Source organism: Bacillus sp. AFS037270 (assembly GCF_002585305.1).
Genome location: NZ_NUNF01000006.1, coordinates 1 through 23295 on the forward strand (window position 1 = coordinate 1; position 23295 = coordinate 23295).

The 23295-nt window shown below is 39.4% G+C and carries 20 protein-coding genes; 3 read left to right on the top strand and 17 right to left on the bottom strand.

The features are described from left to right. Positions 1 to 111: 111 nt before the first annotated feature. The 5 genes from COD92_RS02535 to COD92_RS02555 form a co-directional block, all read right to left on the bottom strand. Positions 112 to 3249, bottom strand: a complete 3138-nt coding sequence (locus tag COD92_RS02535) for an AAA family ATPase (RefSeq protein ID WP_098528137.1) — start codon at positions 3247 to 3249, stop codon at positions 112 to 114. Beyond that, positions 3246 to 4391: an exonuclease SbcCD subunit D gene (locus COD92_RS02540; protein WP_098528136.1), complete on the bottom strand. Its 1146-nt coding sequence runs from the start codon at positions 4389 to 4391 to the stop codon at positions 3246 to 3248. Before COD92_RS02540 ends, COD92_RS02535 begins: the two co-directional genes overlap by 4 nt. 283 nt (positions 4392 to 4674) lie before the next feature. Continuing rightward, positions 4675 to 4875, bottom strand: a complete 201-nt coding sequence (locus COD92_RS02545; RefSeq protein WP_007083969.1) for a cold-shock protein — start codon at positions 4873 to 4875, stop codon at positions 4675 to 4677. A gap of 408 nt (positions 4876 to 5283) precedes the next feature. Beyond that, the gene (locus COD92_RS02550; RefSeq protein ID WP_098528135.1) at positions 5284 to 5640 is read right to left on the bottom strand and encodes an ArsR/SmtB family transcription factor; all 357 of its coding nucleotides are present in this window, start codon (positions 5638 to 5640) and stop codon (positions 5284 to 5286) included. Between the two features lie 19 nt (positions 5641 to 5659). Then, positions 5660 to 7405: a SulP family inorganic anion transporter gene (locus COD92_RS02555; RefSeq protein WP_098528134.1), complete on the bottom strand. Its 1746-nt coding sequence runs from the start codon at positions 7403 to 7405 to the stop codon at positions 5660 to 5662. A 503-nt stretch (positions 7406 to 7908) separates the two neighbouring features. Here COD92_RS02555 and COD92_RS02560 point away from each other — a divergent pair. Then, a complete protein-coding gene (locus COD92_RS02560; protein ID WP_098528133.1) occupies positions 7909 to 8703 on the top strand; it encodes a TIGR00266 family protein in 795 nt (264 codons plus the stop codon). 82 nt (positions 8704 to 8785) lie between these two features. Here the strand turns inward: COD92_RS02560 and COD92_RS02565 are convergent, their stop codons facing one another. The 11 genes from COD92_RS02565 to pruA all read right to left on the bottom strand — a co-directional run bounded on the left by COD92_RS02565 (position 8786) and on the right by pruA (position 19966). After that, a complete protein-coding gene (locus tag COD92_RS02565; RefSeq protein ID WP_098528132.1) occupies positions 8786 to 9796 on the bottom strand; it encodes an ABC transporter permease in 1011 nt (336 codons plus the stop codon). Further along, complete coding sequence (locus COD92_RS02570) at positions 9793 to 10668, bottom strand: ABC transporter permease subunit (RefSeq protein ID WP_176541084.1); 876 nt, start codon at positions 10666 to 10668, stop codon at positions 9793 to 9795. Before COD92_RS02570 ends, COD92_RS02565 begins: the two co-directional genes overlap by 4 nt. Before the next feature lie 124 nt (positions 10669 to 10792). Next, a complete protein-coding gene (locus COD92_RS02575; protein ID WP_098528130.1) occupies positions 10793 to 12253 on the bottom strand; it encodes a DUF4153 domain-containing protein in 1461 nt (486 codons plus the stop codon). Positions 12254 to 12325: 72 nt separating this feature from the next. After that, positions 12326 to 12964, bottom strand: coding sequence for an HAAS signaling domain-containing protein (locus COD92_RS02580; RefSeq protein ID WP_098528129.1), 639 nt, complete (start codon positions 12962 to 12964; stop codon positions 12326 to 12328). Then, positions 12945 to 13292: a PadR family transcriptional regulator gene (locus tag COD92_RS02585; RefSeq protein ID WP_098995872.1), complete on the bottom strand. Its 348-nt coding sequence runs from the start codon at positions 13290 to 13292 to the stop codon at positions 12945 to 12947. The genes COD92_RS02580 and COD92_RS02585 overlap by 20 nt, the downstream gene beginning before the upstream one ends. A 205-nt stretch (positions 13293 to 13497) precedes the next feature. Continuing rightward, positions 13498 to 13671: a hypothetical protein gene (locus COD92_RS31745; protein ID WP_176541083.1), complete on the bottom strand. Its 174-nt coding sequence runs from the start codon at positions 13669 to 13671 to the stop codon at positions 13498 to 13500. 93 nt (positions 13672 to 13764) lie between these two features. Further along, positions 13765 to 15207 (bottom strand): amino acid permease, encoded by a 1443-nt coding sequence (locus COD92_RS02590; RefSeq protein ID WP_098528127.1) that lies wholly within the window; start codon positions 15205 to 15207, stop codon positions 13765 to 13767. Between the two features lie 321 nt (positions 15208 to 15528). Then, on the bottom strand, positions 15529 to 15783 hold the full coding sequence (locus tag COD92_RS02595) for a biotin/lipoyl attachment domain-containing protein (RefSeq protein ID WP_098528126.1): 255 nt from the start codon (positions 15781 to 15783) through the stop codon (positions 15529 to 15531). A 52-nt stretch (positions 15784 to 15835) separates the two neighbouring features. After that, positions 15836 to 17101, bottom strand: a complete 1266-nt coding sequence (locus COD92_RS02600; protein WP_098528140.1) for a Glu/Leu/Phe/Val family dehydrogenase — start codon at positions 17099 to 17101, stop codon at positions 15836 to 15838. 61 nt (positions 17102 to 17162) lie between these two features. Beyond that, the gene (locus COD92_RS02605; protein WP_098528125.1) at positions 17163 to 18362 is read right to left on the bottom strand and encodes an ornithine--oxo-acid transaminase; all 1200 of its coding nucleotides are present in this window, start codon (positions 18360 to 18362) and stop codon (positions 17163 to 17165) included. Positions 18363 to 18421: 59 nt separating this feature from the next. After that, on the bottom strand, positions 18422 to 19966 hold the full coding sequence (gene pruA, locus COD92_RS02610) for an L-glutamate gamma-semialdehyde dehydrogenase (RefSeq protein ID WP_098528124.1): 1545 nt from the start codon (positions 19964 to 19966) through the stop codon (positions 18422 to 18424). A 209-nt stretch (positions 19967 to 20175) separates the two neighbouring features. Between pruA and COD92_RS02615 the strand changes: the two genes are divergently transcribed. Both COD92_RS02615 and COD92_RS02620 read left to right on the top strand, forming a co-directional pair. Next, complete coding sequence (locus tag COD92_RS02615; protein WP_098528123.1) at positions 20176 to 21594, top strand: sigma-54 interaction domain-containing protein; 1419 nt, start codon at positions 20176 to 20178, stop codon at positions 21592 to 21594. Positions 21595 to 21847: 253 nt separating this feature from the next. Beyond that, positions 21848 to 22054, top strand: a complete 207-nt coding sequence (locus COD92_RS02620; RefSeq protein ID WP_098528139.1) for a DnaJ-like cysteine-rich domain-containing protein — start codon at positions 21848 to 21850, stop codon at positions 22052 to 22054. Positions 22055 to 22119: 65 nt separating this feature from the next. On the opposite strand, the gene COD92_RS02625 is transcribed toward COD92_RS02620, so the two are convergent. Beyond that, positions 22120 to 23112, bottom strand: a complete 993-nt coding sequence (locus tag COD92_RS02625; RefSeq protein ID WP_098528122.1) for a VanW family protein — start codon at positions 23110 to 23112, stop codon at positions 22120 to 22122. Positions 23113 to 23295 lie beyond the last annotated feature (183 nt).

Genomic DNA, 23295 nt, shown 5'->3' on the forward strand with positions numbered 1-23295 from the left:
CCCTTTATTTTGACCCTTCCTACTATTTTTCACGACTCGCGGGCACATACAGAATTCGAAAACAAAAAGCAGTGAGATTCCCTATTAAAGGAAACCCACTGCTTTGTCAAATTAATTTGAGAACATAAACTCTGTCCGGCTGCCGGTCTGCCCGGCGATAACCTCAAGTCTCACATCTATCCTCTCTTTTAGCTCTGGCACGTGTGAGATAATTCCCACCAACCGGCCGCTGCTTTGGATATCCATTAGTGCCTCAATCGCTTGGTCAAGTGATTCTGGGTCAAGTGTTCCAAAACCTTCATCGATAAACATCGTCTCCAATGAAACACCGCCTGCATAATTTTGCACTACATCTGCTAGTCCCAATGCTAACGAAAGCGACGCTTTAAAACTTTCTCCGCCCGATAACGTTTTAACATGGCGCTCCTGTCCGGTATATTGGTCAAACACCAGTAATTCCAATCCACTCTGGGCATTTCCTTTTGACCGGTCTGTCTTCCGCTGTAACATATATCGTCCAGAGGTCATCTTTCTCAACCGGACATTTGCTTCTCGTAAAATATCATCTAAGAAGGCCGCAAGAACATACCGTTCAAAGGTAATCCGTAAATGATTCTGTCCTCTAGCGATATCAGAAAGATCACCGATAATGCTGAAACGTTCCTCCAATGCCTTTACCTCGTTATTAAGACTCTCGACACGGCGATAAATTTCTTCGTTGTCCCGTTTTTTAACAAATAAATCTGTTCGTTCATGAGTCAGCCTATCAATTTCAGTCATAAATTTCGACAACTCCAGCTTAATACCCTCAACATCAGGAGTTTTCACATCGGCTAAGAGCTCGGTTATTTCCTTTAACCGGTCGGAAACAGAGCGTAACTCCTCACGATAGCTGCGGATTTCATCCTGAAGATCTTGAATTTCTCCCTCATTCTTTTTAGAAGCAGCGTAGATCCCGTATTTTTCAAAACCTTGTTCGGATAATTTAGCTAAGAAGATACCTCGTTCTGTCTCGAGCTCCTGCTGTTTTGCTACTTGATGTTTCTCAGCATCTTGTAATCTAGCTGTTTCACTCGAAAGCTTTTCATTCACAACTTGGAGGCGTTTCTGTGCCTCTTCAAGCTGTTTCACTAACATATCGTAACGATTTCGACAGGATGTCAATGTCTTCTCATATTCTGCTTCGGAGCGAAGATTTTCAGGAATCACCTTCATCATCCTAGTAAGATCCGTTTTCTTTTCAGTAAACTGAACCGTTAAATCACTCACCAATGCAGACAGCTGCTGAATTCCAGATTGTACTGCTGTTCTTTCAGTCTCTCTAGACTCAATCTCTGACTTAAGGCGATCAAGTAATTTAATTTGCTCCTCCAGCTTGTTTTGAAGTTGTACAAGCTCATTTTTAGCCAAAGTCGCCTCGATTTTTACATGTGCTAACTCTTCAACTGAAAATTCTGGACGGTCGACTCGTATTTCGTTAAGAATTTCCTGAACCGCTTCCTGCTGTGATCGTTCTTCCGATTGACACTGATAAAAATTCGCTTCTACTTTTGATTTTTCCTTTTCCCACTGTAGAGCTTGTTCCTTTGCTGCTTTCAGATCCTCTTCGGTTGGAATACTATTTTCTTGTTCAATCGCTGGAGCAGGGTGGTTTAGGGAGCCGCAAACAGGACATGCTTCGCCAGTATGAAGGTTAGCGGCTAAAATCGCAGCCTGCCCATGGATCCATTTTTTCTCCATCTCTTCGACAAGGGATTTTGCATCACGATATTGTGCCACCGTATTTTCGAAACGGCCGGTAATTGCAATTAATTTTTGTTCCGCCTTTTGATGACGTGCATACAGTGTTTCAAACTTTTCAAGTCGGGTCAAATCGACTTTCAGTTTTTCAAGCTTACTCTCATTTTCTAAAAAAGTTAACTTCCCTGTTTCGATTTCTTCTTTATGGACCTTTAACGTTTGGATCCGTTCTTCCAATTTCTGAAGTCTTTGTTCATTATTCGATTGCTTTTCTTTTGCCGCTTTAAGCTCGTTTTCCTTTTGCTTTGTCTCATTTAATAATACCGTGAAGGAGTATACATCATCTTTCATATTCACCAATCGATTCACTTCATCGAGGGCAGACTGCCGCTCACCTTCACGCTCAAGCTCCCTTTGAAGCTGTTGTTCATATTGCTGGTAAAGTCCGTTCAGTTTTTCTATTTCGCCAACAATCATGTTAACATTTTCCTGAAGCTGGTCTGACTCCCTTTTTAACCGGTGGCAAAGCTCCTCTTGTTTCGCTAATAGTGCAGCTTTTTGTGCCCGTTGAACCTGGATTTCTTTCTCGGTGTATATGTGCTCTTGAGCAAGTAATTGCGTTTTTTTCCCTTTTAACTCCTCTTTTGTTTGCAGCTGTTTTAGGATCCTTTCTGCTTCAAAAAGCTGCCCCTTCAGTTTGTCTTGCTCCTGAATCTTGTCTGATAGTTGATTGGTTAATTGTTCAAGTTTTTCCTCCATGCCCGTAATTTCAGCTTGTAAAAGCGGTAAAATGACAGTGTGATTCGCAGGATCATTTTCTAGAGCTTGCCCGAGCTCATCATTTGTAAGGGCTTGGATTCGCCGTAAGGCTTCATTTCGTGTCTTTTCTTGGTCTTCAACTGTCTTTTTCAGCTCCGTTGCTTCCTCTTTCAGCTTATCTTCGATTAGTTTATAAAGCTGTGTGTGGAATAGCCGCTGGAGGATGACTTCCTTATCCTTACTGTCTGACGTTAGCAGCTTTCGAAATTCTCCCTGTGGAATCATTAAGATTTGCCGAAATTGATTAGCATCAATCAACATGATTTCTTTAATTTTTTCTTCCACATCATTTGTTTTTGATGCTAACAATTTTTTCTCGCCATCTGCGTCCCACATATATAATTCTGCTTTCGCCCCAATAGTGGTAAAACCATCGCCTCTGTCTTTTTTCTTAAGCTGCTGCGGTGAGCGCGTAATCGAATAAACTTTGTTGCGGAGGGAAAAATCTAGTGAAACCTCTGTTAACAACTCTTCTGTTGCGAATTGACTGCGGAGTTCGGGCCCATTACGGTCTTCCCCACTGGCTTTACCATAGATAGCATAACTAATCGCATCAAAGATGGTTGTCTTCCCTGCACCTGTTTTTCCGGAGATAACAAACATTGTTCGGTTGCCAAGCTGGTTAAAATCAATCTCTTCTCTGCCTGCATAAGGACCAAACGCCTGCATGGTTAATTTTAAAGGTTTCATCTAACCCCCTCCTCTCGTAAAACCTTTTGAATGATTTCTGTCATAACATCTCTTTTCTCTGTTGTAAAATCAGAGGTGGTCATGTCTGTGTAAAATTGTTCAAACAAATCGATTTCGGACTTTTTCTCGCTTTTTAGGGCAATGTAGGATTGTTTTCTCTTGCTGTCAGTGAGGTTAATCTTCTTTTCCAAATGAAGGACATTTGGGTAGACCTGACGCAATTTATTAATTGGATCAAGTAGTGCCCCCTCATCCAGCAGTGTAATTTTTAAATAATCTTCCACTTGTTCATTTCCATAAAAGTTAGGGTCAAGTAATTCTTCTATGTGCCCTTCAATCTCGCGCATGTCATGTTTGGGTGTTAACGAGCGATAACGGTGGCTAAAATTCCCCTTTTCATCCATTTCAATGATTGAAATGGACTTTCTTTGTTTTGCTTCCGAAAAAGAATATTTTAAGAGGGAGCCTGAATACTTCACTTTTTCATGATTAATTGCATCAGGACTATGCAGGTGCCCAAGAGCCGTATAGGAGAATGGGGCAAATAATTCTGCACCAACACAGCCTGAGCCGCCCACAGATAAAATTCGTTCAGAATCTGAGGTTTGGCCGCCTAGAACAAAGGCATGTCCCACTAAAACATTCGGTTGATTCGGATTGAGGTTCTCTTCTATTTTTCCAATCAGGGCCTTCATTGCTTCCTGGTGGGAGTGGATGGAATCATCCTCAACCAGCTGGCGGACAACACCTGGCTCAGCATAGGGAACCAGATAAAAATTAACGCCATTAATCTGGACAGGCTTGAAGTTATTTGTAAGTTTGCCAGTTAAGTAGAATTGGCTATGTTTATACCATGAGCTGCCGAACGAGAGACGCTCCGCACTATCATGGTTCCCAGCAATGGCTACAACAGGTGTTTTTAGTTCAACATTGATTTTAAAAAGGATTTCATCTAATAACTCAACCGCATCGGTTGGCGGCACTGATCGGTCATACAGGTCTCCTGCAATGACAACGGCGTCCGGCTTCTCTTCTTCCACGATTGATACAAATTGTTCCAGTGCTGCACGTTGATTCTCTGTCATATAGACACCGTGTACTAGTTTACCTAAATGCCAATCAGCAGTGTGAATAAATTTCATTTGGGTCACCTCATGCATATTCGAATACTACTATTATAGCAAAATACCAATTGGAATGAGTCTGGAAATCACTTGTATATGAATAAAAGCGGAAGCGCCTTGACCAGAGGCGACAGGCATAAGACGAGCCTTCTTGACGGATTGGCTGTAGACCTCTGAGCCTCTAGGCGCTGAAGCTGGACGTTGTTGAACAGATTCGATGATGATTATATATCTATTTCTAGAACATAAAAAACAGCCTGAGACTTTTGTCCAGGCTGTTGTAATGGTAGTTTTAGTAGAATTACTTTTTAGTTACGTTAGCAGCTTGTGGTCCACGAGCTCCTTCTACTACTTCGAAAGAAACTTCTTGACCTTCTTCTAAAGTTTTGAAACCTTCAGTTTGGATTGCAGAATAATGAACGAATACGTCATTTCCGTCTTCAGCTTCGATGAATCCGAAACCTTTTTCTGAGTTAAACCATTTTACTTTACCGTTTTTCATGTAAAAAAATCCTCCTATGGGCTTACACTTAAGCCATGTGTAAAATTCACCAAATTACAACGTGATAGCTTTACTTTCATTTCCTCATCCAAACATCGGTTAATACTTTGAACAAGCTTATAACATAAATCTAATCTCGTGTGCAACGGCTGTTTAAAATTTATCATTTTTAAGAAATTATGTCAAGAATGGTAGTTTTGACATATAAATACACCATTCTACAATTCTCTATTTCTCTCATTTACATTCTACATTCCCAAAAGATATCCCAAAACAGTTTTGTCGTAATTTGCGGAAAAATAATTGGGCGGATTGGAAAAGCATGATCGCTCTATGCCTTCAATTGTTGGCAATTTTAGAATTTCTTAAAATTTGAAGTAGGCTTTCATAATAAAAAAGCCGAAGACATTAATTCTTCGGCTGTGGCAGGACTTCTTCTTCCTCTTCTTTAAACTTATCGAGTATGGTAATGGTATCTACTAAATGATTATTAAAAATCTGACGGGCAACGGCTAGCAGTTCAATTATCATTGGATCCTTCAATGTATAGATAACCTTATTGCCTTCCTTTGTGCCTGAAACAATATTTTTTGCACGTAAAATAGTCAGCTGCTGTGAAACAGCAGAACCTTCACTGCCAACAAGGGTTTGAATCTCATTAACATTTTTATCCCCTTCGGCCAGCAGTTCCAAAATGCGGATTCTTAATGGATGGGCCAGTGCTTTAAAAAATTCCGCTTTAAATTGCTGCATTTCCAAATTCAAATCATCACTTCCTCATTTGTTAAAAGGTGGCTGTTAACTTTGCCCTATTTTCAAGAACCTCTTGTGCTGACAGTTGTTTACACTCCCTAAAGGCAAAATGTTTACAGCCCAAGCATTTATTTTCATTTATTTGTGTTAATCCATATTGAATGGCATCCCCTGTATGTTCAAAAAAATGGTCCTGCCCAATGACATCCACTAAACCTGTTTTTTTAAGAACACTCTCCGGCTGGGGATTCAATCCTGATATCAACACTATACCACTTTTGGAAAAATGTTTCACAATACTTGCAAGGATGGCTTCCCCAGTTGTATCCATTAACGGAACCTTGCTCATCCGCAAGAGAAGGATTTTAGGGCGATAGTTAATGGTTTCCATAATCGTTTTCTCAAATGTTTGAGCTGCACCAAAGAATAACGGTCCCTCCACATTAAAAATACTAATTTGCGGGCAATCGTGGGTATCAGTAACCATTGATGTTTCTACTTTTCCTTGTCGATGCTGTGGATTAGGCAGCGCCTTCGCCGTCGTAGTCACATCACTCATTCGTTTCACAAATAGTATCGCAGACATCACTAACCCAATTTCAACGGCTGTTGTTAAGTTCACAAATACGGTAAGGAAAAAAGTAACCAAAAGCACGATTGAATCTGTTGATCTTGTTTTGGCAATATGTGCAAATACCTTTCGTTCACTCATATTCCAGGCAACAACCATTAAGATTGGGGCCATACTAGCAAGCGGTATATAAGAAGCCTTGGGTGCAAAGAACAATAATACTAGTAAGACCACGATCCCATGGGTAATACCGGCGAAAGGAGAAACGGCTCCATTTTTAATATTTGTCGCTGTTCGGGCTAATGCCCCTGTAGCCGGGATCCCGCCAAATAGCGGGGTTATCATGTTTGCAATCCCTTGACCAATCAACTCTTTGTTACTATTATGACGGCTGCTGGTCATTCCGTCTGCTACAACCGCAGAAAGAAGTGATTCAATTCCACCAAGCATGGCAATCACTAATGCCGGTTTTAAAAGCTTCAAAATAACCTCAAGATTAACAGATGGTACATGTAACCGCGGTAATGTACTTGGTATTTCTCCGTATGCTGTTCCAATTGTCGCTACGTGTCCAGGATAACAAATTGTAGCCACAAGTGTGGAAACCAATAATCCAATTAGCGGTCCAGGAATTTTAGGAGCAACCTTTGGTGTTAGTAACATCATCATTAAACAAATCCCTGCTGTGAGCAAACTGAATAGATTAATTGAGTTTAGATGAACAAAAATTTCCTTTAGGTTTAGAATAAATTCTTCATGCTTCTTTATTCCTGTTAATCCAAGGAAACTAGCAATTTGTCCTGTAAAAATGGTTACAGCTATCCCTGCTGTAAAACCAATCGTTACCGGCCGTGGGATCCATTTAATTAGGGAACCTAAGCGGAAGATCCCCATTAGCGTTAAAATAATCCCCGCCATAAATCCAGCGATAAGAAGATTTTCATAACCATACGTCATAACAATCCCAAATAATATCGGAATAAAGGCGCCAGTTGGTCCGCCAATTTGATATTTAGAACCCCCAAGTAAGGAGATCAGGATTCCCGCCACAATCGTTGTGTAGATTCCATACTCCGGCTTCACCCCCGAAGCAATCGCAAACGCCATGCCCAATGGAATGGCGATGACACCGACAATTAAACCTGAAAGCAGGTCTTTTCGAAAACTGCCTAGAGAGTAAGGATGGAATCTTTTGTAAATAAACATAGTAACCCTTCTTATCATTTTATTTTAGTATATCTGATTATTTGAATATATAGTAATACTAACTGACATTCAAGTATTTAACAAAAAAAGTTTTTCTTGTTTTCCTATGTATTATAGTGTTATAATGATTAAGCGATGAGCTGAGTTGTGTAAGCCGAGAAACATTCCTTTATGGAGCACACTATGTGGAGTGTGGTTTTTCGCCTCAATACGCAGAGACGCCTGTATATACAGGCGTCTTTTTTAATGGAAAAGCGGCAACGCACGGTTAGCGGCGTATAGACTGGAGTGCTTCGACTGAGATAAAGGAAACACGGAGACCGTTAGCTTTTCCGATGTTGACTTATCGTAGGGAGTAGAGCGAAGTCGACTAGCCGCTGTGCGCTAGAGCTAGACACTGCTCAAATTACAATGCCCTTTTATTCAATTAAAATTAGCACTTTCTTCCTAAATTTCTTATAATATACATAGGCTAATATTTTGAAAAAAGTGGAGGGATTCGAATGAATAACCACGAAATCGATTATAAGATTTATGGAGATGATATGCAGTTTGTTGAGGTCGAGCTTGATCCGAAGGAAACTGTTGTGGCAGAAGCTGGAAGCTTTATGATGATGGAAGATGACATACATATGGAGACTATTTTTGGAGACGGTTCCAGCGGTGGTGCTGGCGGCGGCTTAATGGGGAAGTTATTTAGTGCCGGCAAACGGATTATTACTGGCGAGAGTCTGTTTATGACCACCTTTACCAATACTGGTGCCGGCAAAAAGCATGTCTCATTTGCCTCCCCCTACCCTGGCAAGATTATCCCAATGGATTTAAGTGAACTCGGCGGAAAAATTATTTGTCAAAAGGATGCCTTTCTAGCTGCTGCGAAAGGGGTCCAGGTTGGTATTGAGTTCCAGCGAAAAGTCGGAGTCGGCTTCTTCGGCGGTGAGGGATTCATTATGCAAAAGCTCGAAGGCGATGGCCTATGTTTTGTACACGCAGGAGGTACAATTATCCGCAAGGAGCTCCTCCCAGGCCAATCGCTAAAAGTTGACACTGGTTGTTTAGTCGCGATGACCAGCAGTGTTCAATACGATATTGAGTTTGTTAAAGGGGTTAAGACGGCCTTATTCGGGGGCGAAGGCTTGTTCTTTGCAACACTAAGAGGACCTGGTTCTGTCTGGATTCAATCACTGCCATTCAGCAGACTTGCAAGCAGAGTATTTGCAGCAGCACCATCACGCGGCGGTGCGAAGGATGAAGGCAGTATTGCACGTGGAATCTTTGATATGTTTAATGGGGATTAATTAGATTTTGGGCAGGGTCGAATCAAGACCCTGCTTTTTTGCGGTTATTTGGATAATGATATTACGGTTGAATGTGACATCTTTATCCCTCAACATTTCTCCTGTCAACAAACTGAAAGTCGGCGCCTGATAGGCTTTTCATAGGATCCTGTCTGACAATTTTCCTTTTCAGAGTCCTTTTCAAAACCTCCCGCCCATTTAAATTTTCCTCTAATTCTTTTTTAATCATATTTACCACAAAAATTACCACAAAATAGGCAATAATCGGTGTTAGTATGGTCCAAGGTGCCCGGATGAACTCATTAAAATTCTGACCAATTAAACCTGCCCACTCATTGGATAAAGTAGCCGGCTTTGGCGGTTCATCATACCCCATAATTCCAGCCCGATTGCGGCCGCCAAGGAACATTCCAAAAAGGCCGAGCTGCATGGTAATGTGCAGTGTGCTAATAATCTGCTGAACCGTAAAAAGAATCCCATATGAGCGGATATGCGGCCACAATTGCCGTCTGATGATATGCAGTTTACCTGCCCCCATTAAATAGGAGCTTTGAACATAAGTAGTTTTTAATAAATCATCCGTTACATCTGCAGCAAACATCGTCACGGAAGGAATACCAATAAAAACTAAAATAATAATCTGATAGGTAACAATCGAAGAAATGGCAACATCATTAAAATCTCCGACAATTGGCATCATCAAAATAAAGCCAAGAAGGATCGAAGGTATGTAGCGAAAAATAATAAAAAGATCTTGTACATAGCTTTTTAAAAAAGGAACCCATAGCGAGATAAAAAGCCCCAGAAATCCACCGAACAAAACCCTAATGAAGGCAACACCAAATGCTGTGATAAGAGTAAATTTTGCACCATATAATAACAGCCAGTTCAAATCTTCCCCATTTCGGTCTGTTCCCAGCAAATGTTTTTCAGACGGAGGAAACGGTGCTCTGCCAATAACCTCTCCTTGTTCATTTGTAATGATCACCATGTGATTAAAATCCTTTGGACCATAATAAGGATACAAAAAACTCAAAATTAAAAGGACTGTCAGGAAGATGGAACCAAGAATGGTTTTCTGATATTTTTTCATATACTTGCTTCCTCCTTCCCTTTAACTGTTCTTGATAATAACCATCCAATCGACTCAATCGTCAGTAATGGTATGGTTAGCATTAACAAAAAGATCACAAGGGTAGTTATATTTCCACCGAAGGAAATTATATTTAATAACTGTTGATTAAACCCATTGATGTTAAAAATAGATTCTACTAAATAAATATTTGATAATAATACCCAGACAATTGTCCTTAACTGGAAGATAGCGAGCGGGAAAATATGACGAAAGATATGTACAATCAGCACTCTGACCTGCCCAATTCCTTTTGCTCTGGCATATTCCACATAGGGCTGACCTTCTTCATCTGAAATAACTTTTAATAGGAACTGTAACATTAAGAAAAACGGTAAAAAAGAAACTGTCATGATAGGCACAAAATAGGGTTTTTTGCCAAATACTCCGTAAAGTTGTAAAAACTTTAAACCTGTTGTCTTATAAAGGGTCACAACCAAAAACATAAATAAGAAAATAATAAGCAAATCAGGGACGCCTTCGAAAAAATTAATGATTGTTTTTAATAGGTTTCTTAATTTTGGAGGAGAAACAATCACAACAACGGCAATACCTACGGATAGTATAGTTACCAAGAGTAGACTTAGTAATAAAATCGCCATAGTATACCGATAACTTTCAGCTAAATCCACCGTTTGCAGAAACTCCCAATATTCTGGATTATTTACGGTTATAAGCGACTGAAAATCGGAACTTACATAACTCCAAAAAGTATGTACATTTAACTGCACTCTATCTTTCCCTATTCCTAGTAAGGAGGGTAAATTAAAGACAAAAAGGAAGCTTACTAGAATTAACACAATCCTGATTAAAAAACGTAGTAATACCTTCATTTCTTCCCCCATTTCTATATTATTTCTTTAATTACTATTTGATAAATCTCATGCTTCATTGTAACCTACTTTTCCCAATATTTTCAATTTAAAAAAGCATGCACATTACATGCATGCCATGAGACTATTTAAATTGAAGATTGTTTAATTTTTGGGAAGCTCGTTCTCTTTTTAGATTATACGATTGCCAAGTATGACTTTCCGCTCGTACTTCCTTTTGTTTGTCCCGTAAAATCGTTTTTAAATGAGGAATGTTTTCGCCTCGTTCATATAACTCAATTAATCCTAACACCCCAGTTGCTGATAAACTACCAAGGTAATTAGCATCAATTTTACCAGTTTCCTCATATCGAGTAATATTTTCTTTCACCACAATACGATCCAAATCAATTACGTTTATTGTCGTGTAGTAAATTAATGCGGTGATAAAATAAAAATGAAACAGTGACAGTTTTTCCACCCAGATCTTGACTAATGTATAGGTAAAAATCACAACGAGAAATATCATAAACGAATGGGATAAAACTCTTGTAAAGGTAAAGCCATATGCTTCCTCATACATACTTAAACGTATAAAAGCCGATGTGAGCAGAACCCCGCTCGATAGTACAAGGATTGTAAGTAAGACCTGCCTCAACCTCTTGACACCATTCTTTCCGCTTTCTCCTAATGAAAGAACAACAATTGTAATCGATAAATTAATTAACGTTACAAACAGCAGTTCAAAAAAACCTTTTCTGGCATACTCTGCGTAAGTATAATCCCCTTGCAGGCTGCCACTGAAGAAATACCTAAATTGAACAATTGTAAATAGGATATAGACCAGATTAATCAAGACCAGAACAGTCACCGAAATAACCGTATCAAGCTTTACCGATGCCTGCCAATCCTGTAGCTTTATGACTTTCATTTGTTTTATATATAGTACTTGCATCAGACCAAAGAATGCAGCCATACAGATAAAAACTACAATTATTCTCATAACCCCTTCGGCATCAACGATTCGAAACAGATCAGGAATCCCGCCTACCATCAACGCAAACTGGCGATCAGCGGTCGTCAACAGCCGCAAAACCACTGCCAGCACCGGTAATGAAATGACCACACCAATCAATATCTTTTTCCAAACTATTAACTTATTATCATCGGCACCCCTTTTTGCTAATTTACCAAGTGATGCGGTAAAAGCTATATTATATTTTATAGCGTTAAGAAGCCTTGAAAAAATATAGGGAATAAACGCGAACTGGTTCCAGCGGAAATTCTTCGGGCTAGTTACTGCTACGAGATGAAATATAACTAGGGCCGGAATTCCAATGATATTTAAGATATAAAAAAGGATATTTTCATTCAATACATAACCTGCCGATAATAACCAAATACAAATCACAACAAGATAGCCAAAGCGTTGATGTGCAAAAGAAATAGTCCGGCAGCGCCAAAAAAATACTGCATAAAAAGCCATAATGAACACTAGATAAGAAATTCCGATTAATCCTCTAAAAAAGGATTCCTCTGCTAAAATCCCGAGCAACAAGCATAAACCTAGAAAGAGCCAATCTTTTTTGTTAACATTAATTTCCATCGTATATCCCTCTCCTTAATATAGAATATCTATATATATAGATTTACTAGGTATATAAGCAAAAAAAACTGCTTATATCGAAGCTTTCCTGCCCCAGCGATATCCTAGCCAGCTCACCGGATAAAGAATAATTGTAAAAATGATACAAGCAATAATAAAGGTTTTGGTCAGCAACGGGGCAAACCATGCATGCGGAATAATTTCAAATACAGTTAAAATCATCAGTAATAAATTAGGAATCAATGATAATAAAAAAGTTTTTCTTAAAAGTGTCCTTCCGCCATGACCAAAACCCTTGCCAATTTCATACCCAAGTAATGCCCAGAAAAATAAGTATAAAAAGGCAATTAAGGTTGGAAGCGATGTTAAATGACCCCAAAGGGCCGATAACCAGCTCCAGTCATAAAGATTATGTGCGAGTGTTAAGATACTTCCACTGCCAAAAAAGACGATGTTCAGCAAAATAAACAGCCACTTCATATTACTTGGAGTAACGGACAACTCTTCCTTCCACATGGCTGCAATTTCCGCAGGGCTTCCAAGTCTTGAAACAATTCGTTCCAACACTTCATCTTCCGTTGAACAATCTGAAGATTCCAGTAGGATTTCATCAATATGGGATTCATATTCTAGGAGAATATTCTCCTTATCTTGATGGCTGCCAAGTCCATTATTTAATTGTTTTAGAAAATCACTCTTCGGCCGTTCCATGCTTCGATCTCCCTATTACCTTGTTCATCACTTGAACAAAATCCTGCCATTCACGCGTTTTTTCTCCCAACAATTCTTTGCCGGCATCAGTGATCCGATAGTATTTGCGTGCTGGTCCCTTTTCCTGCTCAACCCAGTAGCATTCGATGTATTCCTGCTTTTCGAGCTTATGCAGGGCAGGATATAGGGTTCCTTCTTTTACACTTAAACCATTGTCACTGCGCTGCTCTAACTCTTTTACTAATTCATAGCCATACATATCACGCTCATTTAATAATTCTAGAAGAATTAACGAAGTGCTTCCTTTTACCAATTCACGATTAAACATTTTCTCACCTACCTAGAATTTTTAGGTACATAGAAATTCTACAGTTAATTTGATTCGTTGTAAAGATTGTTTCTCAATTTTTTAAATAAAATAATCTGTTAAACTTGATGTTGATTTCCACTCCAATCAACCTGACTAAAAACAACAATTACCTTTAACACAACAAAAAATAAAAGTGACGAAATAATCGTCACCTGTCAAATCATTATTTCATTTTTAAGTTCTTTTTCTGTCTTTGGATGATTTGATCCCGCTCGCCGCCATCGGACAATTCCTCAGAAAATTCATGATCTGGTACTTTCCCTACAAATTCACCTGTTTTTAACGTATTCGCCGCTAAATTATTATTTGGGGCAGCCTGTTCATTCCAATCTTTCATATTATATCACCTCCATTTTAGTATCCATTGTTTTACATACTCTTATCCAAAAAACAATAAACGCTTGGACGAATCCAAGCGTTTTTGGTTGGTTTAAATAATCATTTTTTTATTTTCATTTAAATTTAATTCTTGTTCAGCTAAGCCATCCATTTCACGATTTTTCTTGATTCTAAAATGGTAGATTAAATAACAAATCACGACAAAAGGAACTCCTAAATAAAGCGCCAGACGCTGCTCAGAATCAAATGCTAAACTTGCCAGCACAAGACAGTTTAAGGTTAAGCCAATAATCGGCAAAATAGGAAAAAGTGGTGTCTTAAATTTTAAATCCTCCACTTTACCGCCTTCACGAATAAATTTCCTGCGGAAAGCTATTTGTGAAGCAGTAATGGAAATCCAGCCAACCTGCGCACCAAGTCCGGCAACCGATAGCAGCCAAACAAAAACTGTTTCCTCTGCAAAAAAGCCAGATAATAAAGATAATAGTGCAATCCCAATGGTTAAGACAAGCGCGTTAAACGGAACTCCTTGCTTGTTGACTTGTGCCAGCCTAGGACTTGCCATCTTCTCTTTTGACATTGCATATAACATCCGAGTAGCAGCGTATAAACCAGAGTTAGCTACAGATAGTAACGCAGTTAAGATAACAAAGTTCATGATATCTGCTGCATACGGAATTCCGATGCTGTCAAACACGACAACAAAAGGACTTTCGATAACCCCTGCTTGTTTCATTGGGATTAAGCTTGCTAAAACAAATATGGCTAAAACGAAGAAGAACAACGTACGCCAGACGGTTTGTTTTATCGATTTTGGAATGGTTTTCTCAGGTTCTTCGCTCTCCCCTGCTGCAATCCCAATTAGTTCAGTACCTTGAAACGAAAAGTTTACGGTAATCATAGTAATCAAGAGAGCTGTAAATCCATGTGGCAGCAGACCATGAGCTGTAAAATTTGTTAAGAATGGAGCTGGCTGCCCGCCTTTCAAACTGATTACACCAAACATAGCCGCGCCGCCAAGGACAATGAATGCTAAGATAGCAAAAATTTTAATACTTGAAAACCAGAATTCTGTTTCACCAAATGCACGGGCAGATAGTGCATTAAGAGAGAATAGAACAATAGCAAATATCGCGCACCATATCCAAACAGGTGAATCCGGGAACCATCTTTGCATGAGCTGACCGGCAGAAAGTAATTCCAATGCAACGGTAACGGACCATCCTAACCAATACAGCCAGCCCAGTGCAAAACCTGTACCTGGGCCTATAAATTTTGTGGTATAGGTTTGAAAAGATCCCGAAACCGGCATTGCGACCGATAATTCCCCTAAGCAAAGCATGGTTAAAAACATGATAAAGCCGCCGACAATATAGGAAAGAATTGCACCCGTTGGACCAGCCTGGCTTATCGTATAACCAGAACCCAAGAATAGTCCTGATCCAATAACCCCTCCTAAAGAAATCATGAACAAATGCCTAGACTTCATTGTTCTTTTTAATTCATGTGATGTCTTGTTTTCTTGTAAATTCATTAAGTTTCCCCCTTTTTGCTAATAAGAATGCGCTTACAATATTTTTCCATCCCATTTCCCTTTTGGAAAGGAAACATTCAACAGGAAAATCCCCCGTTGATAAAAAGATCTCTGCCGCTTTTATTATTACCAGCGGCTAAATCTTTTTAATTTTTTCACTATTCCAATCATTATATTGCAAGTTTTGTGCCAAAACTGAAAACGCTTATATGTGAACACTTTTTGAACTGTGTGCCAATTTTTTTGGCATTATTTAAAAATAATTTTGCGTTCTTATATGCAAAAATCCCCTTTCCATCTAATGGAAAGGGGATTACCTGCTCATTCACTGCCAGTTATAATCCAATCGTCTTTTATGACTGCCAGGGCAGTTTCAGTGTCGATCTTTTGTCCGTCCTTCACATTCAATGAAGTGACATGTCCGCTAATGCCAATCGAAATCTCTTCAATCTTACCGTTATTGGCTTTAATTAAAAACAATCTCTCCCATTCATATACATGATTGTCTTTTTTGGTTAGAACTTTTTCAACGGTACCAGAACATGGACTGTAAACAGTTTCTTCAATCCTTGGCAAGTTGTTCACTCCTCATTTTATGATTTCGTATCAGCATGACGAAATGATTATTCTAAACCCAGCCTCGGAAGCTGGAGGCTTCAGCTACTTTTCTGATCCCTACCATATATGCTGCTAAACGCATATCTACTTGATGTGACTTAGCAGTTTCATAAATAGTTTCAAAGGATTTCTTCATCACCTTTGCAAGCTTTTCTTCTACTTCTTCTTCAGACCAGTAATAGCCCTGATTATTTTGAACCCATTCAAAATATGAAACTGTTACTCCGCCAGCACTTGCCAAAATATCCGGAACAAGCAAGACACCACGTTCCGTTAAGATCGTTGTAGCCTCAAGCGTAGTTGGCCCATTGGCAGCTTCCACCACAATCGAAGCCTTAATATTGGCAGCATTTTGCGCTGTAATCTGGTTGGAAATAGCCGCAGGTACTAGAATGTCACAATCTATTTCCAAAAGTTCTTGATTGGTGATGGTTTCGGTAAATAATTGCGAGAATGTCCCAAAGCTGTCTCTTCTATCAAGCAAGTAATCAATGTCAAGACCATTTGGATCGTAAATACCGCCATATACGTCAGAAACAGCTATCACCTTTGCACCTGCATCATGCATAAATTTAGCTAGATAACTACCAGCATTCCCAAAGCCTTGAATGACCACACGGGCACCTTTTAATTCCTTACCCTTTTTCTTTAAAGCTTCTTCAATACAGATTGTTACGCCAGCTGCTGTGGCTGTTTCACGGCCTTTTGAACCTCCAAGGACTAAGGGTTTTCCGGTAATAAAACCTGGTGAGTCAAACTCGCGTAAACGACTGTATTCATCCATCATCCACGCCATGATTTGCGAATTAGTATAGACGTCCGGTGCAGGAATATCTTTCGAAGGCCCAACAATTTGGCTGACCGCCCGTACATAGCCACGGCTGAGTCTTTCTAGTTCTCTAAAAGACATTTGCCTTGGATCACAAATAATTCCACCTTTACCACCGCCATATGGAAGATCGGTAATACCACACTTTAGACTCATCCAAATCGATAATGCCTTAACCTCTTCTTCATCCACCTCTGGATGAAAGCGGACGCCGCCCTTTGTTGGCCCTACAGCATCATTATGCTGTGAACGGTAGCCTGTAAAAACTTTAACCGTACCATCATCCATTCTGACAGGAATTCGAACCGTCAATAAACGAAGCGGATCCTTTAAGAGCTCATACATTTCGTTTGTATACCCTAACTTATTTAATGCTTTTCGGATCACTGTTTGTGTGGAATAAAATAAATTTAACGACTCTTGTTCCTTCTGTTGTTCCTTTGACATTTCATCAACCAATTGATTCGCAGGCATCTACGCCACCCCTTATTATGCTAGAGTTATATTTTTATGATAAAACGGTTTGAATTTTTTCAATAGCCCAATCAATTTCCTGTTTCGTAATAATGAGTGGAGGTGCAAATCGAATAACAGTATCATGGGTTTCTTTACATAATAACCCTGCTTCTTTTAATTGTTCGCAATAGGGTCTTGCTTCTTCGGTTAATTCCACTCCAATAAACAAGCCTTTTCCGCGGATTTCTTTAATGATTGGATTGCTAATCGCTTTTAATTGGTCAAGGAAATACTTTCCTAAATCAAGCGAACGTTCTGCTAGATGTTCTTCCTCAATAACATCTAAGGCAGCAAGTGAAACGGCGCAAGCAAGCGGGTTTCCTCCAAATGTGGAACCGTGAGAACCTGGATTAAATACACCCAAAACGTCCGAGTTGGCAACAACACATGAGATTGGGAATACTCCACCTCCAAGTGCTTTTCCTAATATCAGCATATCTGGTTCAACATCTTCCCAGTCACAGGCAAACATTTTTCCCGTACGAGCTAAACCAACTTGAATTTCGTCAGCAATAAATAATACATTATTTTCTTTACACAATTCAGAAGCTTGTTTTAAGAATCCTTCAGGAGGTAATAGGATTCCTGCTTCCCCCTGAATAGGCTCCATTAAAAATGCTGCTGTATTGGGTGTAATCGCTGCCGTTAATGCCTCTAGATCACCATATGGAATTAATTTAATGCCAGGAAGCATTGGACCAAATCCACGTTTGTACTCTGGATCTGATGATAACGACACAGCTCCCATAGTCCTGCCATGGAAATTCCCTGTGCAGGCAATGATTTCAGCTTGATTTTCAGCAATACCTTTTACATCATAACCCCAGCGTCGTGCCGCTTTAAGAGCGGTTTCGACTGCTTCAGCACCAGTATTCATTGGAAGTGCCATATCTTTATTTGTTAGTTTACAAATTTTTTCATACCATGGACCGAGCTGGTCATTATGAAAGGCACGTGATGTCAGCGTTACTTTATCTGCTTGATCTTTCAACGCCTGAATAATTTTCGGATGGCGGTGCCCCTGGTTTACAGCAGAATAGGCGCTCAGCATATCCATATAGCGATTGCCTTCTGGACTTTCCACCCAAACACCTTCTGCTTTCGCAATAACGATTGGCAGTGGATGATAGTTATTTGCACCAAATTTATTTGTTTGTTCAATAATTTCCGTTGTTTTTGTCGTAACCTTCATGTTCGTTTCCCCCTTTATTCTTAGGGAAGACCATTGTATGCCCCCCACCCCTTACAATCTTAAAGCATTTCTGATGTTGTTTTCGCCTGCATATGAAGCAATAAATAATCCGGTCCCCCTGCTTTTGAATCGGTTCCAGACATATTGAATCCGCCAAATGGCTGATAGCCTACAATAGCACCCGTACATGTACGATTAAAATAAAGATTTCCTACGTGGAATTCTTGTCTTGCTCTTTCAATGTTCTCGCGGTTATTTGAAATAAGTGCTCCTGTTAAACCATAATCAGTGTTGTTGGCAATTTTCATCAAATGATCAAAGTCACGCGCCTTACAGAAGGTTACCACTGGTCCAAAAATTTCTTCCTTCATAAGGCGGGCATCCTCATCCAAGTCAGCGAATATAGTTGGTTGAATAAAATAACCCTTGGAGTCATCCCCTTCGCCGCCTGTCATTAATCTGCCTTCTTCTTTTCCAATTTCAATATAGCTCATGATCTTTTTGAATGATCTTTCGTCAATAACTGGTCCCATGTAAGTATCTTGTAATTCTGGATTACCAATCGTAAGTGTTTTTGTTAGCGCTACCGCCTTTTCAAGCACAACATCATACACATCTTGGTGAACAACAGCGCGGGATCCAGCTGAACATTTTTGACCGGAGTACCCAAATGCTGAGTAGACGATTGAGGCTGCAGCAAGATCCAAATCCGCTTCGTTATCGACCACAACGGTGTCTTTACCACCCATCTCGGCAATCACACGTTTTAACCAAATTTGTCCTGGATTTACTTTTGCAGCACGTTCATAAATACGGCAGCCTACTTCGCGCGAACCTGTAAACGATACAAATCGAGTTTTCGGATGATCTACTAAATAATCACCAATTTGAGCACCGCTGCCAGGTACAAAGTTTAGAACTCCTTTTGGCAGTCCAGCTTCATGCATCAGTTCCACAAATTTTGCAGCCACGATTGGTGTGGAATTAGCCGGTTTTAATAGAACCGTGTTTCCAGACACAATTGCTGCAACCGTTGTACCTGCCATAATTGCAAGCGGGAAGTTAAATGGTGAAATGATGATTCCCACTCCAAGCGGAATGTAGTTGAATTGATTATATTCTCCTGCACGGCTTTTTACAGGTACACCCTCTTTAATGCTTAACATTTGTCTAGCATAATACTCGATAAAATCAATTGCTTCAGCAGTATCTGCGTCTGCTTCCTTCCATGGCTTCCCTGCTTCTTTTACTAGATAGCTAGAGAATACATGTTTACGGCGACGGAGAATTGCGGCTGCACGGAATAGGATATTGGCACGATGTTCTGGGCTCCATGTTTTCCAAGTTTCAAATGCTGCTAAGGCAGCTTGCATTGCTTTTTCAGCAAGTTCTTGATTTGCCATTGAAACACTGCCAATAACCTCTTCTTTATTGGCTGGATTGATTGATTGGATTTTTTCTTCTGTTGTGATGGATTCGCCGTCAATGATAACTGGGTAGTGTTTTCCGAGTTCGCTTTCGACAAAGGCAAGTGCTTCTTTAAAAGCCTGTATATTTTTTTCTTCCGTAAAATTAGTAAATGGTTCATGTGAGTATGGATACATTGTTTTTCCCCCTTTTGTTTTACGTAAAAATATAATGCAAGTTCCGTGCCAACTTTAATTTTGCAGTTTAATAGCTTTTTTACGGTAGTAAGAGCCAATTATTTTTGCGCAAAATTTAATTTTTTAAATAGAATAGCAAAATTATTTTGCGTTAAAACGTTTTCTTTGATTTAATAGATGCATAGAGGAAAAACAAGGAGTATAACACAATGGAAAAATCAAAGAATGACTTAGTCTATTTAAATGGGATGTATAAGAGGATCTTGGACGAGATCGATGTAGGAGTCCATGCAGTCGATGAAACAGGTAAAACGATCATTTATAATAAAAAAATGATGCAAATTGAATCAATGGATTTTCAGGATGTCATGGATAAAAATTTATTGGACGTGTTTATGTTTAAAGACGACCAATCTAGTACTCTAGTAAAAGCGCTCCAAGAAGGAAAAGAAACTAGTAACGTAAAACAAACCTATTTTAATAATAAGGGAAGAGAAATTACTACCATTAACAACACAATTCCGATCTATTCTGATCATGAACTTCGGGGTGCGGTGGAAATTGCTAATGATGTTACGAAGCTGGAAAAGTTAATCAAAGGCAACATGAAAAAAGGAACTTCTAAGTATACTTTTGATCATATTATCGGCAACAGCCCAGCAATAAAGGAAGTAATCAAAACGGCTAGACGTGCGACCAGAACCTCATCCTATGTATTGATTGTTGGTGACACCGGTACAGGGAAAGAACTTTTTGCACAAAGCATTCACAACGGCAGCGAGCGGTTATCAGGACCTTTTATTTCACAAAATTGTGCGGCCTTACCAGATAATTTAATTGAGAGTCTTCTGTTCGGGACAAAACGCGGAGCGTTCACAGGGGCTACGGATACCCCTGGATTATTTGAACAAGCGAATGGCGGTACATTGCTGCTTGATGAAATTAACTCCTTGAATTTAAATCTTCAAGCAAAATTGCTGCGAGTCCTTCAGGAAAAAACAATCAGAAGGATTGGGGATACAAAGGACACGACCGTTGATGTCAGAGTGATTGCGAATATGAATGAAGATCCGATTGACGCGGTTGCCAATAATCGGATGCGAAAAGACTTGTATTATCGACTAGGAGTAGTAACCATCTTTGTGCCGCCTTTAAAAGATCGTAAAGAAGATATCCCATTATTAGTGGAACAATTTATTGAAAAATACAATGAACGGTTTCAAATGCAAGTAAAAGGGTTATCGGAGGAGGTCAAACTTTCTTTCTTCGAATATGATTGGCATGGAAATGTACGAGAACTTGAGCATATTATAGAAGCAGCCATGAACATCATGATGGACGGCGAAGATTTCATCATGTACCGCCATTTACCCTACCAGTATCGCAATAAAATGCAGATGAAAGAAAGAATGATGCCCCTTTCAACTGTTGATACTTTTATGAAAGAAACGGGAGATGTTACGGTACCATTAAAAGAACAACTGGAATTATTTGAAAAAACTTATATTGAGCATGTCCTCAAGAAAAATGATTTTAATATTTCCAAAACAGCGAAGTTACTAGGATTAAGTCGTCAAAGCTTACAGTATCGATTAAAGAAATTAAACTTTGAGGTAAATTCTTTATAGCAATAAGGAAAAAGATAGAACGTACATTTGGCATCTATATAGTCCAAAGTTCGTTCTTTTTTAATTTTTTTGGAATTTAGTACAAGCTCTGCGTCAGAGTAATCACTTTTTGGGGAGCTTTCTCATATATTATAGCAGGAGCAAAATGATATATATCAACAACTTAGTAAAGTTCCCCTTTTTAATAAGAAAACATGCAAGCATAAATATTCCATTTTTCCCCCATACTATGAAAAACGATGAGGTGAAGAAAATGGGACTACTCAACTCATTTAATCAATGGAAAGAGGCAAGATATCAAAATCATGTCTCTAATATGAAGGACCAAGGCAAATGCCCTGATTGTGAGGGTAGAGGGTATACAGTGTACCCTTATAATGAGTTTGCCTACTTTAATTCATTTGAATGCCCAGGGTGCCAAGGCAGCGGCCATTATGCAGATTGGGAAGAAATGAGGTAAATGACAAAGAGGAAATTCCTAACAAAAATTCCCTGCATGCGGACCATTGCAGGGAATTTTTCTGTTTAATGTTTTTTTACTTGATCTTTGTATACCTTTGCTGTTCTTATTTCCACAGTGATAGATCCTTTTCTTACTACCGTTTTTAACAGCAGAGGAACGCCAGTCGTATTTTTAAACCGAAAATCTAGCCCTCCGTAAGACACGGTTGCATCTCTTCCTGTCGGCACATATCCTACATGCAGAGAGTGATGATTCCTTTCAATATAACTGACAGCTAGTTTATCAATGGCGTTATAAAGTGTGGAAGAGGTTTGACAAATACCGCCGCCTATTCCTTCCACTAACTTGCCATCAAGAGCTTCCGGTGCAGGTTGATAGCCATGCTCTGCATCACTTGGTCCTACGGTGGTGTTAAAGGAGAAGGAGTCTCCGGTGCCAAGAATGACATTATTAATCGCCTTTGCCGATAACGCGATATTTTTAGACCTGCCGGCCATTCCACTACTAAAGTAGGTAGTATAAGAAGCAACGACTACTTCCCCCAATTGCGCAGCCTCCTCCGGCTTGTAACCGCTAGCTGTAACATACAACGGAATTTCGACGTCGCCGCCTTTTAAAGAGGCCTGAATGATTTTTTCTGTTAGTTCTTTCTCCTCAAGGATTGTTTGCGGTGTACCTTTAATCACTTGTCCATTCTCATCAAGCTTATCGAGAATCATTCTTTTATCATAACCTGGGGTATCTTTTGTCCCCCTGGCCAATTCCCTTGTTAATAAGGCTAATTCGGCTTTATATTTTTCATCGTCTGTCCCAAATCCTATATCCTTTGGTTTAAAGGTTTTTACAACACTTTTGGTATTCGGGTCGATAAGATTGACAAAAACCGGTTTTTCAACTTTCTTTTTGTTCTCTGCTTTCAGTTGTTTCTCTGTTGTGTTTTTTTGCTGCCCTGCTGCAATTGCTTCCTTTTCGTTTGTTGTCTGCTCTCTACATCCTGCTAACCCCAATAAACAGCCCGCCAATAAGATCGTGATTATTCTATTAAACCTGCTCATTTTCCCCCATCTTTTCCTCGTGATTTAATTTGAATTTTCCACTTAATCTATTACTATATGATTTGACGATTATTACCGAAAATAGTTTCATATTTTATCCTAATTATCCCAATAATATTTCCATTTTTCTGTAATAGATTAACAAATCATGGGTTCATTTTATCACTTTATCCTAATAATAAA